Raw genomic sequence first — 13,824 nt, forward strand, 5'->3', positions numbered from 1 at the left:
TTTGCGGAACAAGAACGGCAGACAGGGCAGGGCAATGACAATAAGCAAAACTTTCTCCCGGGCACGGGCTCTTCTTTGCACTACTGCGGCTGCGGCCCTTCTGGCGGCCTGCGCAGAGGAAGAGGTAATCCTGCGCGGTGAGCGCGAGGACATCCGGCCGGACGCCGCTGTGGAGATTGTCAATCAGTCCCGGGCGATCTCCCTGCCGCAGCAGGTTGCCAATGCCAGCTGGGAACAGGGCCATGGGGCCGAGGCCGTGCGCACCGCGCATCCGGCACTGGCGGCCGTCCCTCAGAGGATCTGGTCGGCTTCGATCGGTGCCGGCGACAGCCGCCGCCAGCGGATTACCGCAACCCCGGTTGTCGGCGGCGGGCGCATCTACACCCTGGACAGCGCTGCACGGGTCACCGCGGTTTCACCGCAGGGCCAGATCCTGTGGCAAAGCGAACTGACCCCGGCCGCTGATGATGAAGGCCAGGCCACCGGCGGCGGGTTGGCCTTTGCCGACGGTGTTCTTTACATCTCCTCCGGTTTCGGTGTTCTGACGGCGCTGAATGCTGCGGATGGCAATCCGATCTGGCGGCAGGAGCTGGATGCCACCGGTTCCGGCCAGCCTCGGGTCAGCGGCGGGCTGGTCTACCTGGTCGCTGGTGACGACACCGGCTGGGCAGTGAATACCAAGGATGGCCGCATCGCCTGGCAGATCGACGCCGCCCCCTCTGCGGCCAATGTCCTGGGCGCACCGGCGCCGGTGGTGACAAGCGACCTTGCGGTATTTGCCTTCGGGTCCGGCGATCTGATTGCCACCTTCCGCCGCGGCGGCCTGCGCCGCTGGAGCGCGTCTGTTGCGGGCAAGCGCACGGGCCAAACCCTGTCGCGGATCAGCGACGTCACCGGCGCGCCAGTGGTGTCGGGCAACCGACTTTACGCTGGCAACAACTCCGGCCGAACCGTTGCCATCGACCTGGAAACCGGCGACCGGCTGTGGACCGCGCGCGAAGGTGCAGCCGGCACGGCCTGGCCGGCGGGCGGCAGCCTGTTCCAGGTCAGCGACCTGAACCAGCTCTTGCGCCTTGATGCCGGCAGCGGTGAGGTTATCTGGGCTGTGGACCTGCCGGGCTACCTGAAGGACAAGCCTCGGAAGCGCGGCCAGATTCATGTGCACCATGGTCCCATTGTGGCCGGCGGTCAGGTGGTTGTTGCTTCCAATGACGGGCTGCTTCGCTTCTTCAACCCGCAGGACGGCAGCCTGACCCGCACGGTGGAAGTGCCCGGCGGCGCGACCACAGCACCGGTTGTTGCGGGGCGCACGCTCTATGTGGTTTCCACCAAGGGCGATTTGCTGGCATACCGCTGACGGTGTTTCCGGGTGGCACTAGCCGCGCGGATGCGCTATGAGCCGCGTCTGAATCGCAGAAAGCTGGTCTGATGTCCTTTACCCTCGCCATCGTGGGCCGTCCCAATGTGGGCAAGTCCACCCTGTTCAACCGCCTTGTGGGCAAGAAGCTGGCCCTGGTCGACGACCAGCCGGGCGTGACGCGCGACCTGCGCGAAGGCGCGGCGCGGCTGGGCGACCTGCGCTTCACGGTGATTGACACCGCGGGTTTGGAAGACGCCACCGACAATTCTCTGGAGGGCCGCATGCGCCGCCTGACAGAGCGGGCGGTGGATATGGCCGACATCTGCCTGTTCATGATCGACGCCCGCACCGGCGTGACGCCGACGGACGAAATTTTTGCCGATATCCTGCGCCGCAAGTCCGCGCATGTGATCCTGGCCGCCAACAAGGCCGAGGGCAACGCCGCCGAGGCCGGCGTGCTGGAAGCCTACGGTCTCGGCCTGGGCGAGCCGCTGCGGCTGTCCGGCGAGCACGGCGAGGGGATGCCCGACCTCTATGGCATCCTGCAGCCGCTGGCCGAGAAATTCGAAGCCGCTGCCGAAGACCATGCGCCGGTCACCGATGTCGAGCTCTATGAAGAGATCGGCGAGGACGAGGAAGAGGTCATTCCGGTCCCGACCGACGCCAAGCCCCTTCAGGTCGCCGTGGTTGGCCGCCCGAACGCGGGTAAATCCACCCTGATCAACAAGATCCTTGGCGAGGAGCGGCTGCTGACCGGCCCGGAGGCCGGGATCACCCGCGATGCGATCTCTTTGAAGATCAACTGGAAAGACACGCCGATGCGCGTGTTCGACACCGCCGGCATGCGCAAGAAGGCCAAGGTGCAGGAGAAGCTGGAGAAGCTTTCCGTCTCCGACGGCCTGCGCGCGGTGAAGTTTGCCGAGGTCGTGGTGGTTCTTTTGGACGCCAGCATCCCGTTCGAGCAGCAGGATCTGCGGATTGCCGACCTGGCCGAGCGCGAGGGGCGCGCGGTGGTGGTGGCGGTCAACAAATGGGACGCCGAAGAGCACAAGCAGGAAAAGCTGCGCGACCTGAAGGAAGCCTTCGGGCGCCTGCTGCCGCAGCTGCGCGGCGCGCCGCTGGTGACGGTTTCCGCCAAGACCGGCAAGGGGCTGGACCGGCTGCATGAGGCGATCATGCGCGCCTATGGCACCTGGAACCGCCGGGTGCCGACCGCGGCGCTGAACCGCTGGCTGGTTGGCATGCTGGAACAGCACCCGCCGCCGGCTCCGCAGGGCAAGCGCATCAAGCTGCGCTACATGACCCAGGCCAAGAGCCGCCCGCCGGGGTTCGTGGTGATGTGCTCGCATCCCGACAAGCTGCCGGAAAGCTATACCCGCTATCTTGTCAACGGGTTGCGCGAGGATTTCGATATGCCGGGCACCCCGATCCGATTGTACATGCGCGGGCAGGGCGACAAGAACCCCTACAAGGGCAAGCGGGCCAAGAACGCAGGCGCGCTGGAAAAGCACTTGAAAAAGCGCGGCAGCTGACCGGCAAGGGGCGGGCGCTCCCGCCCGGCCCGCGGCATTCAAAGAATACCTAGGCCCGTTGGGCCCGGCGCCGCCCTGACGGGCGGCGCTTTCCGTGCTGCGCCCAGCCGGGCAGCCGAACCTTGAGCGGGCTTCCGCCGTGCGGTGCTGTCCGCAAAGGAGCTATTCCATCAAAAGTGGCAGGGTGATACCCCTAGGGTTGAGGTGTACGGCCTCAGCCGGCTTGCCTTTGGCCGGGCCGGGATTATCTCATTTTTATCTTGGGCGGGCTGCGCCCTTTTTCGCATGCCTGTCACATCGCGTATTTATGGAAGAATTCATGGATCTGAGGGCACACACGCGCAAGTACACGGAAAAGGACAACCGGCTGGCATCGCTCAGCTATTTCGGGACATTTGCGGTCTATTTCCTGTCGCTCTACCTTGCAATCACCCATGCTGACCGCTGGTATGTGATGCTGCCCGCGGGGGTGGTTTTTGCCTTTGCCGCGGTGCGGCTTTACGTGCTGCAGCACGACACCGGCCATCACTCTCTGTTCGAGACCCGGATGCAGAACGAGATTGCCGGCCACGTGCTGTCGCCCTTCACCTTTGCCCCGTTTGAGGTGATGAAGCAGAACCACAACCTGCATCATTCCAACATCGGCAATCTGGAGCACCGCGAGACCGGCGAGATTCACACCATGACTCTGCGGGAATGGAAGGCCGCCGGGTTCTGGGAGCGGCTGGGCTACCGGCTCTACCGCAACCCGTTTGTGCTGGTGCCGCTGGGGGCGGCCTTCACTTATTTCATCCGCTACCGCTGGCCCAAGAACACGGTGCGGTTCGGTGTGTCCGGGGTGATCCTGCACAACCTGGTGATCGTCGCCATGCTAGGCCTGCTTTATTGGGCGGCGGGGATGACCGGCCTCTGGAACTGGCTGGTGTTTTCCTTCCTTGGCGGCATGATTGGGGTGTTCCTGGTCTACCTGCAGCATAACTTCGAGGACACTTACTGGGACCGCCGCCCGGACCTGAACCCGCAAGCGGCGGCGCTGCAGGGATCGTCCTGTTTGGATTTTGGCTGGTTCTTCGACATGGCGGTGGCAAACATAACCCTGCATGATATCCATCACTACAACGCCCGCATTCCGTCCTACCGCTTGCGGCAATGCCATTACAGCCTGCCGCCGGAACTGGGTCTGCGGCGGATCAAGTTTCCAGAAGCAGTTCGGGCTCTGACGTTAAAGCTTTGGGATGAAGAGAAGAAATGCCTGGTGCCCTTTCCAGCATGAGCGTTTCTTGCAATGCTTGCCAGGCGTTGAGCAAAATTGAATGGGGGAATTCAGCAGCATGACGGAGATTTCAGAACTGAGGGGAGTGGGGCCAGCGCTGGCCCGGATCCTTCAGGAAAACGGGGTGCAATCCGTCGAAGGGCTGGCGGGAATGGAAGAACAGCAGCTGCGCAGCATTCCGGGCATCGGCTCCAGCCGGGCGGGCCTGCTGCTGGATGCTGCCCGGGTCCATAACGGGTCCGCAGAAGCGGAGGGCGAGGATCTGAGCGCCCGGCTGGCTGCTGCCGAAACGGCACTTCAGGCGGCGGAGGAAAAAGCAGCCAAGGCTGAGGCCAAGGCCAAAAAGGCCAAACGCCAGGCTGTAGAATTGATGGAGGAATTTGCTGAGGCTAAGGTCAAGGCCAAGAAGAAGGCCAGGAAGGTCAAGGCCAAGGCTAAGAAGGCCATCGAGAAGGAAAAGGCCAAGGCCAAGGCCATTCTTGAGGGCAACGGCTCTGGGAAGAAAAAGAAAAAGGTGAAGAAGTGATTTCAGGCCGCTGCTTTTAAAAAGAAAACCGGCGCCAATGGCGCCGGTTTCTGGTTCTGGAGTGCGGTCTGGATCAGACCAGCTCACCCTCGGCGGTCAGGGTCAGCTTGCCGCCCAGATAGGGAGCAAGAGCCTCCGGCAGTTTGACCGACCCATCCGCCTGCTGGCCGTTTTCCAGCACCGCGATCAGGCAGCGCCCGACGGCCAGGCCGGAACCGTTCAGCGTGTGCACGAACTGCGGCTTGCCGCCGTCGGCAGGCTTAAAGCGCGCGTTCATCCGGCGGGCCTGGAAATCACCGCAGACCGAGACCGAGGAGATCTCGCGGTAGGTGTTCTGGCCGGGCACCCAGACCTCGATGTCGTGGGTCTTACGGGCGCCAAAGCCCATGTCGCCGGTGCACAGCACAATGGTGCGATAGGGCAGGCCCAGGCGCTCCAGGATGTCCTCGGCGCAGCGGGTCATGCGCTCGTGCTCTTCAACGCTCTTGTCCGGATGCGTGACCGAGACCATTTCGACTTTCTCGAACTGGTGCTGGCGCAGCATGCCGGCGGTGTCCTTGCCGGCCGAACCGGCCTCGGAGCGGAAGCACTGGGTGTGGGCCACATAGCGGCGCGGCAGATAGCTTTCCTCGACCACCAGGTTGTTCACGATATTGGTCAGCGTGACCTCAGCCGTCGGCACCAGCCACCAGCCGTCGGTGGTCTTGTAGCTGTCCTCGCCGAACTTGGGCAGCTGGCCGGTGCCATACATCATCTCTTCGCGCACCAGCACCGGGGTCCAGGTCTCGGTCAGGCCGTTCTCGTCCACATGGGTGTTGATCATGAACTGCGCCAGCGCCCGGTGGATGCGGGCTACCGCACCGGACAGCACGACGAAACGGCTGCCCGACAGCTTGGCCGCTACCTCGAAATCCATGCCGGGTTTCACGCCTTCGATCTCGAAGTGCTCCTTGGGCTCGAAATCGAGAGCCTTCGGCTCGCCCCAGCGGCGGATTTCGACGTTGTCGTCTTCATCCTCACCCTCCGGCACATCGTCGAATGCCAGGTTCGGGATGGTCATCAGCATGTCGTTGAGCTGCTGGTCCAGCGCCTTGGCCTCGGTATTCATGGCCGCCACTTCGGCCTTCTTCTCGGCCACCAGCGCGCGCAGGCGCTCGAATTCGGCCTCGTCGCCGCGGCCCTTGGCAGCGCCGACTTCCTTGGAGGCCTTGTTCTGTTCGGCCTGTGCGGTTTCCGCGGCCAGGATCTTAGCCCGGCGCGCCTCATCCAGCGCCAGGATCTCGGATGACACGCCCGCATCCCCGCGCCGCGCCACAGCGGCGTCGAAGGCGGCAGGATTTTCGCGGATTGCGCGGATGTCATGCATGAGAGTTTCTCCTAGCGTTGGAAGATGGTTTGAATCAGTAGGCACATCCTATGACGCAAGGGTGAACAAAGGGGAAGGGGGCGGACACCTTCCCGCCTCATGGCGGAAAGAAAAAGGCCGGGTGTTGCGCCCGGCCTGCTTTCGGTCATTCCGCTGCCATTGGCAGCATGTGCACGTGATGCCGTGGCGGCTGCATGCGGATCTCGCCGGTCAGGAAATCGGCATAGTCGAATGTCAGCTCCGTGCCTGCCGGGATGTTGGTCAGCGCCCGGCCCCAGACCCCGTCGGAAAAATCGAGGTTAGGATACATCGAATGGTTCAGGAAGCGGCCTTCGTCGCATTGCAGGATAAGGTAGCCGGGGCGGCAGGGATCCGGGAAGCTATAGCGTTCCAGAAACTCCTTCATGTGGGGTTCGACATTGTCCAGCTTGCTCTCCGGGAAGGTGGTGTCGAGCATTCTGTCATACCGCCAGACGATGTCACCCTTGGTGATTTTGTCATGGCAGAAAACGCCCAGCCCTTCGATGACCGAGGGGGCGAGATAGCAGCGCACCATCATCATGCGCCTGTTCCTTCTTTCAGGAATGGCCGGGCCGCCATCCGGACCGGAATGAGGGGGCAATGCCCCGCGCCTGGCGGCTTGCGCAAGGGAAAGCAAAGCGCCGAATCGCGCTGTTTTGCAATAAAAATCTGCACCACGGCACAGCGTGTTCGTCCTTTCTTTTGCCGCCAGCCGGACCAGATGCCGCTGTGGCCTGCAATACGCCCCTCCGCGACCGCAGCGTTCCCTTGCAAAGCCGGGGTCCAGCGCATAGGTTCCGCTGCAAATTTCCGGCGCTAACTCCAGTGCCGCTTTGACAGAAGGAATATCCCATGGACGGTGGCGCAGTCGCCCAATTTCTCCCGCTTATCCTGATCTTCGCGATCATGTACTTCCTGCTGATCCGCCCGCAGCAGAAGAAGATGAAACAGCATCAGGCGATGGTGGACGGCCTGCGCCGCGGTGACCAGGTGGTGACCCAGGGCGGCGTGATCGGCAAAGTGGCCAAGGTCAAGGAAGACGGCGAGATCGAGGTGGAAATCGCAGATGGCGTTAAAGTGCGCGTGGTCAAGGCGACCATTGCCCAAGTTCTGAGCAAGACTGAGCCGGCAGCTTAAGCGCCCTTAACAACCATCTGAAAAGGCAGGGCAATGCTGCAAATTGATCTCTGGAAGAGGGTGCTGATCTGGCTGGTTTGCGCAGCTGGTATCATGCTTGCCCTGCCAAACGGCTTTTATACCCGTGTCGAACAAGCCAACGACGCGGCCGCCGATATCATCGCAAAGGGCGAAACGCCGGAACGGCTGGAAACTGCAGGCCAGTGGCCGTCGTTCCTTCCGTCGGGCCTTGTGAACCTCGGCCTCGACCTGCGGGGCGGGGCGCATCTGCTGGCCGAGGTGCAGGTTGAAGACGTCTATGAGGCTCGGATGGACGCGCTGTGGCCGGAGGTGCGGGATGCGCTGCGGCCCGAGCGTGACACGGTCGGCACCTTCCGCCGCCAGCCGGGTCCTGCGGACCAGATTCGCCTGAAGATTTCCAAACCGGACGGCATGGCCCGCGCGCTGGAAGTGGTGCGCGGCCTGGCCAATCCGGTGACGAGCCTCACCGGTGCTGGGGCAACAGACATCGATGTTTCCGCTGACGGCGACATTCTTGTGGTGCAGCTGAGTGAGGCTGAAAAGCTTGCTTCCGACGACCGCACTGTGCGCCAGTCGCTGGAAATCGTGCGCCGCCGGATCGACGAGGTCGGCACCCGCGAGCCGACCATCCAGCGCCAGGGCGCCGATCGGATCCTGATTCAGGTGCCGGGCATCGGTTCCGCATCTGAACTGAAGGCGATCATCGGCACCACCGCGCAGCTGACCTTCAACCCGGTTGTCGGCCGCGGCACTGACGCGGATGCAGCACCGGGTATCGGCAACAAGGTTGTGCCGTCGCTTGACGAAGAAGGGTTCTATTACACCATTGAAGCCGCCGCTGTTGTTACCGGCGAGGACCTGGTGGATGCGCAGCCGTCGTTTGACCAGAACGGCCGTCCTGCAGTGACCTTCCGCTTCAATACCTCCGGCGCCCGCCGGTTCGGCGATTATACCGCTGAGAACATCGGGTCGCCTTTTGCCATCGTGCTGGATGACGAGGTGGTCTCCGCCCCGGTGATCCAATCGCACATTCCGGGTGGTTCCGGCATCATCACGGGTAACTTTACCGTTGAGGAAAGCACCAACCTGGCGGTGCTGCTGCGTGCCGGCGCGCTGCCTGCCGGGCTGGAGTTCCTGGAAGAGCGGACCATCGGTCCAGAACTGGGTCAGGACAGCATCGACGCGGGCAAGATTGCGACCATCGTGGCCTTTGTTGCCGTGCTGGTGTTCATGGGCCTCAGCTATGGCCTGTTCGGCCTTTTTGCCAATGTCGCGCTGGTGCTGAACATCGCGCTGATCTTCGGCATGCTCAGCCTGATCGGCGGCACCCTGACCCTGCCGGGTATCGCAGGTATCGTGCTGACGGTTGGCATGGCGGTTGACGCCAATGTGCTGATCTTTGAGCGTATCCGCGAGGAGCTGAAGGCGGGCCGCGGCCCGGCCAAGGCCATCGACGAAGGCTACTCCAAGGCGCTCAGCGCCATTCTCGACGCCAATATCACCACTTTCATCACTGCTGTGATCCTGTTCGCCATGGGCTCCGGCCCGGTGCGCGGCTTTGCGATCACCCTGGGGCTGGGCATCATGACCTCGGTCTTTACCGCGATCTTCGTGACCCGGCTGATGATCGTCATGTGGTTTGAACGGCGCCGTCCGAAAACGATTGAGGTGTGATATGCGGCTGAAACTTGTTCCCGAAGGCACCTCCTTCGATTTCTTCAAACGCTCCAAGCTGTGGCTGGGCATCTCGGCCCTGATGATGGTCGCGGCGCTGGCCTCCTTCCTGCTGCAGGGGCTGAACTTCGGCATCGACTTCCGCGGTGGTACCACCATCCGTACGGAGGCCTCCGAGTCTGTGGATGTGGGCGCCTACCGCGACGCGCTGGCGGCGCATGGCCTGGGCGATGTGTCGATCACAGAGGTGTTCGATCCAACCTTCGAGGAAGACCAGCACGTTGCCATGATCCGTATTCAGGCGCAGGACGACGGCGAGGCGATCTCCGGCGAGATGATCGAAACACTGAAAGATTCGCTGGACGCGGTGGCGCCGGGCATCAAGTTCGTGTCCGTCGAATCCGTCGGCCCCAAAGTCTCGGGCGAACTGATCACTACGGCGGTGCTTGCGGTCGCCTTGGCGATTGCGGCAGTGCTGGTCTACATCTGGCTTCGCTTCGAATGGCAGTTCGCGCTTGGCGCGGTGGCGGCACTTGTGCATGATGTGGTGCTGACCATCGGCGTGTTCTCCGAGCTGCAGATCAAGTTCGACCTGGCCATCATCGCGGCACTTTTGACCATCGTCGGCTACTCGCTGAACGATACTGTGGTGGTGTTCGACCGGGTGCGCGAGAACCTGCGCCGCTACAAGAAGAAGGACCTCTCTGAGGTTCTGAACATCTCGATCAACGAGACGCTGAGCCGGACGATGATGACCTCTGTCACCACGCTGCTGGCGCTAATTTCGCTCTATGTGCTGGGCGGCGACGTGATCCGCGGTTTCGTCTTTGCGATGATCTGGGGCGTTGTGGTCGGGACCTATTCGTCGGTCTTCGTCGCCTCCACCATCCTGCTGAAGCTGGGGGTGAAGCGCGACTGGTCGAAACAGGCCAACACCACCGGCAACCAGTTCTCGAACATTGATGCTTGAAGCGTTCGAAGCGGCCCTGGCCACACCGGGGTTGTTCTGGCTGCTGGTCACCATTGGAGCCGCGGGTCTTGTCCGCGGCTTCACTGGTTTTGGCACCGCGATGATCTTTGTACCGGTTGGCGCCCAGTTCCTGCCGTCTGCAGATGTGGTGTTCCTGATGGTGCTGATGGGGGTATTTTCCACCATCACTCTGTTCCCGCAGGCCTGGAGCAAGGCGGACAGGGCAGAAGTTGGCGCCTTGTCCATGGCCGCTGCGGTCACCGTGCCGGCAGGATTGTGGCTGATGTCGCAGATGGACCCGCTGACCCTGCGCTGGGTTGCAGCCGGGGTGATCGGCGTGACACTGGCCGCTGTGGTCTCCGGCTGGCGCTGGCAGGGCAAACTTGGCTGGCCGGGGCGCTTTGCCATCGGCGGTGCCGCCGGTATCGTTGGCGGCATGACGGGCCTCACCGGGCCGGTGATTATCGTCTTCTACCTCGCCAACGTGCGTGACGTCGCGCGGGTCCGGGCCAACACCATCGTGTTCCTGGCTGCGCTCGACGTGGTGATCGCTGCCAACCTGATCTTCGGCGGCATGGCCAGCCTCAAGGCGGTGATACTGGCCTGCCTGCTCGGCATCCCCTACATAATCACCACGCTGACCGGCAAGGCGCTGTTTGATCCCAAGCTGGAGAAGATCTACCGCCTTGCCTCCTATTCCGTGATTGCACTGGCCGTGCTATCCAGCCTCCCGGTATTTGACTGAAAGGACCGTCCATGCGCCTGAACGAAGTGAGCTATTCCGATGCGCAGCCCATCGACGGCTATGGCGAGGGTTTCTTCCGCATCGGCGGCAAGGTGCATCAGGGGGCCGTTCTGACGTCGGCGGCTGGCACTGCGGGTTGGGGCGGCATGGCCGACGCTGCGCCGCTGCTGGCGCTTGCCGGAGAGATTGATGTCTTGTTCATCGGAACCGGACCTGTGATCGCCCATATCCCGGCAGACTTGCGCAAGGCGCTGGAGGAGGCGGGTCTGGGCATTGAGGCGATGAACTCGCCCGCCGCTTGCCGCACCTACAACGTGCTCTTGTCGGAAGGGCGCCGGATTGCCCTCGCGGCGCTGCCGGTCTGATTTTCAGAAGGTTCATTTGACCTGCCGCAAAGCAGACGGTTTGAAAACAGGTTTTTGATGCCCGGAAAGATGGGACAGCGAACTTCATGACATTGACTGTGACGGATCTGGGCGTGGCCCGCGGCGGCATCCCGGTGCTGGAGGGTGTGAGCTTTGCGCTGGCGCCCGGTAAGGCGCTGATCCTGCGGGGCTCTAACGGCATCGGCAAGACCACGCTGCTGCGCACCGTCGCAGGCCTGCAGCCGCCGCTGAAGGGCCGGGTCGATGGGGCTGAGGATCAGATCGCCTATGCCGCCCATTCCGACGGGCTGAAACCAACGCTGACAGTGGCAGAGAACCTGATCTTCTGGGCCAGTGTCTTTGGCCGCAATGGCATTGAACAGGCGCTGGACGGGTTTGACTTGCAAACCCTGCGCGACCGCCAGGCCGGTGCGCTGTCCGCGGGCCAGAAACGCCGCTTGGGCCTCAGCCGGATGCTGGTCACCGGCCGCCCGATCTGGATCATGGATGAGCCGACGGTGAGCCTGGACAAGACCTCCGTGGCGATGTTTGCAAACGCGGTGCGGGCGCATCTGGGGCAGGGCGGCTCGGCGCTGATTGCCACCCATATCGACCTGGGGCTGGAGGCGGAGGTGCTGGATGTCGGCCCCTACAAGGCCAAGCCGCCGGAGATCGACGATTTTGACGGAGGCTTCCTGTGATTGCGCTTCTCCTGCGGGATCTGAAGCTCGCCTTCCGGGCGGGCGGCGGCTTTGGGCTGGGTCTTGCGTTCTTTCTGATCGTGACCGTGATGGTGCCGTTTTCCGTCGGCCCGCAGTCCGAGTTGCTTGCCCGCATCGCCCCGGGTGTGTTGTGGCTGGGGGCGCTGCTGGCGTGCCTGCTGTCGCTCGACCGGCTGCTGGCGCTGGATTGGGAGGACGGCTCGCTCGACCTGCTGGCCACCGCGCCGCTGCCGCTGGAAAGCACTGTCACGATCAAGGCGCTGGCCCATTGGATCACCACCGGCCTGCCGCTGGTGATGGCGGCCCCGGTGCTGGGGGTGCTGCTGAACCTGCCGGTACAGGGCTTTCAGTGGCTGGTGATCTCCCTGCTGCTGGGCACACCTGCGCTGTCCGTTATCGGCACCTTCGGCGCCGCCCTGACCGTGGGGCTGAAGCGCGGCGGCCTCTTGATGTCGCTGCTGGTGATGCCGCTTTACGTGCCGACGCTGATTTTCGGGTCCGAGGTGGCCCGCCGCGGAGCCGAGGGCATGGCGGTGCAGACACCGCTGCTTCTGCTGGCGGGCATCTCTGCCGCCTCCATCGCCCTGCTCCCGTTTGCCAGCGCCGCCGTCCTGCGCGTCAATTTGCGCTGACCGCATCCCGTGACCGTGAATTGAGAAACCCGAGAACAAGAGCTAAATAGCCACCATGTCGATCTGGGAATACGCCAACCCGAAGAAGTTCCTGGCCACCACCGAAAAGGTGATGCCGGCCCTGTGGGTCAGCTCTGCGGTGCTGATTTCCGTGGGCCTGGTCTGGGGCTTCTTTTTCACGCCTGACGATTACCGTCAGGGCTCCACCGTCAAGATCATCTTCCTGCATGTGCCTTCGGCGTTGATGGCAATCAACGCCTGGTTCATGATGCTGGTGACGTCGCTGGTCTGGGTGATCCGCCGCCACCATGTGAGCGCATTGGCCGCCAGGGCCGCGGCGCCCGTAGGCGTGGTCATGACCGTGATCGCGCTGGTGACCGGGGCAATCTGGGGCCAGCCGATGTGGGGCACCTGGTGGGCCTGGGATCCGCGGCTGACATCCTTCTTGGTGCTGTTCCTGTTCTACCTCGGCTACATCGCGCTGTGGGAGGCGATCGACAACCCCGACACCGCTGCGGACCTGACCTCGATCCTCTGCCTGGTCGGCTCGGTCTTTGCCGTGCTCAGCCGCTATGCGGTGAACTTCTGGAACCAGGGGCTGCACCAGGGCGCATCGCTGAGCCTGGACGAAAAGGAAAACGTGGCTGATGCGTTTTCCAACCCGCTTTATGTCTGCATGGCAGGCTTTGTCCTGCTGTTCATCGCATTGGTGTTCTACCGCACCGGAACTGAAATCCGCGCCCGCCGCATCAAGGCATTGATGGCGCGCGAACGGCTGGAGGCGTGATGCCCGATCTTGGAAAATACGCCGATACGGTGCTGTCGGCCTATGGCGCCTCGCTGGTGCTGCTGGTGGCGCTGGTGGTGGTGACGATCCTGCGCGGCCGCAAGGTGCGCCGGGAGATGGAAACCCTGGAAACCCGGATGAAGCGCAATGGCTAAGATCTCCCCCCTGATGGCGGTCCCCGGTGTGGTGTTTGCGGGATTTGTGGGCCTGGCGCTGGTGGGGATGTTCCGCGAGGACCCGAACAGTCTGCCGTCGGCCCGCGAAGGCCAGCCTGCGCCGCCGGTCGTCCTTGATGAGTTTCCGGGCAAGGAGATGTTCAGCGACGCCACCCTGCGCGACGGCACCGTGAAACTGGTGAACTATTGGGCCAGCTGGTGCGCGCCCTGCCGCGCTGAGCATCCGAACCTGGAGGCGCTGTCTGAGGAAGGCATCCCTGTCTACGGTATCAACTACAAGGATCAGCTGGCCAATGCCGAGTCCTTCCTGAACGAGCTGGGCGACCCCTACAAGGCCATTGGCCGGGATGAGAAGGGCCGGATGGCGATTGACTGGGGCCTGTACGGCGTGCCGGAAACCTATGTGGTGGACGGCGATGGCAAGATTATCCTGCGCTTCGCCGGCCCGATCACCCAGCGGGTGATCGAAACCACCCTGCGCCCGGCGATGGAAAAGGCAGCGGGGCAGTAGCCGGCC

Annotated in this window: 16 protein-coding genes; 14 read left to right on the forward strand and 2 right to left on the reverse strand. The window is 63.2% G+C overall.

Going from position 1 to position 13,824, the window contains the following annotated elements; translation table 11 throughout:
• Window positions 1–34 precede the first annotated feature (34 nt).
• The 4 genes from GKC28_RS00750 to GKC28_RS00765 all read left to right on the forward strand — a co-directional run bounded on the left by GKC28_RS00750 (window position 35) and on the right by GKC28_RS00765 (window position 4,691).
• Window positions 35–1,357 carry a PQQ-like beta-propeller repeat protein gene (locus GKC28_RS00750; RefSeq protein WP_174144602.1) on the forward strand — a complete coding sequence of 441 codons (1,323 nt, stop codon included), beginning with the start codon at window positions 35–37 and terminating at the stop codon, window positions 1,355–1,357.
• Between the two features lie 71 nt (window positions 1,358–1,428).
• A complete protein-coding gene (gene der / locus GKC28_RS00755; RefSeq protein WP_174144603.1) occupies window positions 1,429–2,892 on the forward strand; it encodes a ribosome biogenesis GTPase Der in 1,464 nt (487 codons plus the stop codon).
• A 319-nt stretch (window positions 2,893–3,211) separates the two neighbouring features.
• The gene (locus GKC28_RS00760) at window positions 3,212–4,165 is read left to right on the forward strand and encodes a fatty acid desaturase (protein WP_174144604.1); all 954 of its coding nucleotides are present in this window, start codon (window positions 3,212–3,214) and stop codon (window positions 4,163–4,165) included.
• A 58-nt stretch (window positions 4,166–4,223) separates the two neighbouring features.
• Window positions 4,224–4,691 carry a helix-hairpin-helix domain-containing protein gene (locus GKC28_RS00765; protein ID WP_174144605.1) on the forward strand — a complete coding sequence of 156 codons (468 nt, stop codon included), beginning with the start codon at window positions 4,224–4,226 and terminating at the stop codon, window positions 4,689–4,691.
• A 73-nt stretch (window positions 4,692–4,764) separates the two neighbouring features.
• On the opposite strand, the gene serS is transcribed toward GKC28_RS00765, so the two are convergent.
• Together serS and GKC28_RS00775 are read right to left on the reverse strand one after the other, a co-directional pair.
• Entirely contained in the window at window positions 4,765–6,057 is a 1,293-nt protein-coding gene (gene serS, locus GKC28_RS00770) for a serine--tRNA ligase (RefSeq protein WP_174144606.1), read from the reverse strand.
• 145 nt (window positions 6,058–6,202) lie between these two features.
• The gene (locus GKC28_RS00775; RefSeq protein ID WP_174144607.1) at window positions 6,203–6,619 is read right to left on the reverse strand and encodes an SET domain-containing protein; all 417 of its coding nucleotides are present in this window, start codon (window positions 6,617–6,619) and stop codon (window positions 6,203–6,205) included.
• A gap of 311 nt (window positions 6,620–6,930) precedes the next feature.
• Between GKC28_RS00775 and yajC the strand changes: the two genes are divergently transcribed.
• The 10 genes from yajC to GKC28_RS00825 all read left to right on the forward strand — a co-directional run bounded on the left by yajC (window position 6,931) and on the right by GKC28_RS00825 (window position 13,818).
• The gene (gene yajC, locus GKC28_RS00780) at window positions 6,931–7,215 is read left to right on the forward strand and encodes a preprotein translocase subunit YajC (protein ID WP_174144608.1); all 285 of its coding nucleotides are present in this window, start codon (window positions 6,931–6,933) and stop codon (window positions 7,213–7,215) included.
• Between the two features lie 33 nt (window positions 7,216–7,248).
• Complete coding sequence (gene secD / locus GKC28_RS00785) at window positions 7,249–8,910, forward strand: protein translocase subunit SecD (protein WP_174144609.1); 1,662 nt, start codon at window positions 7,249–7,251, stop codon at window positions 8,908–8,910.
• A 1-nt stretch (window position 8,911) separates the two neighbouring features.
• Window positions 8,912–9,880, forward strand: coding sequence for a protein translocase subunit SecF (secF, locus tag GKC28_RS00790; protein WP_174144610.1), 969 nt, complete (start codon window positions 8,912–8,914; stop codon window positions 9,878–9,880).
• A complete protein-coding gene (locus GKC28_RS00795) occupies window positions 9,873–10,625 on the forward strand; it encodes a TSUP family transporter (protein WP_174144611.1) in 753 nt (250 codons plus the stop codon). Before secF ends, GKC28_RS00795 begins: the two co-directional genes overlap by 8 nt.
• 11 nt (window positions 10,626–10,636) lie before the next feature.
• Window positions 10,637–10,990, forward strand: a complete 354-nt coding sequence (locus GKC28_RS00800; RefSeq protein WP_174144612.1) for an Mth938-like domain-containing protein — start codon at window positions 10,637–10,639, stop codon at window positions 10,988–10,990.
• Between the two features lie 86 nt (window positions 10,991–11,076).
• Window positions 11,077–11,691, forward strand: coding sequence for a heme ABC exporter ATP-binding protein CcmA (gene ccmA / locus GKC28_RS00805; protein ID WP_174144614.1), 615 nt, complete (start codon window positions 11,077–11,079; stop codon window positions 11,689–11,691).
• Complete coding sequence (gene ccmB / locus GKC28_RS00810) at window positions 11,688–12,344, forward strand: heme exporter protein CcmB (RefSeq protein ID WP_174144616.1); 657 nt, start codon at window positions 11,688–11,690, stop codon at window positions 12,342–12,344. Before ccmA ends, ccmB begins: the two co-directional genes overlap by 4 nt.
• A 55-nt stretch (window positions 12,345–12,399) precedes the next feature.
• Window positions 12,400–13,131: a heme ABC transporter permease gene (locus GKC28_RS00815; RefSeq protein ID WP_174144618.1), complete on the forward strand. Its 732-nt coding sequence runs from the start codon at window positions 12,400–12,402 to the stop codon at window positions 13,129–13,131.
• Window positions 13,131–13,286, forward strand: coding sequence for a heme exporter protein CcmD (gene ccmD / locus GKC28_RS00820; RefSeq protein WP_174144620.1), 156 nt, complete (start codon window positions 13,131–13,133; stop codon window positions 13,284–13,286). Before GKC28_RS00815 ends, ccmD begins: the two co-directional genes overlap by 1 nt.
• Entirely contained in the window at window positions 13,279–13,818 is a 540-nt protein-coding gene (locus tag GKC28_RS00825) for a DsbE family thiol:disulfide interchange protein (RefSeq protein ID WP_174144622.1), read from the forward strand. The genes ccmD and GKC28_RS00825 overlap by 8 nt, the downstream gene beginning before the upstream one ends.
• Window positions 13,819–13,824: the final 6 nt, after the last annotated feature.

The organism is Leisingera sp. ANG59, assembly GCF_013317235.1.
Taxonomy (GTDB): domain Bacteria; phylum Pseudomonadota; class Alphaproteobacteria; order Rhodobacterales; family Rhodobacteraceae; genus Leisingera.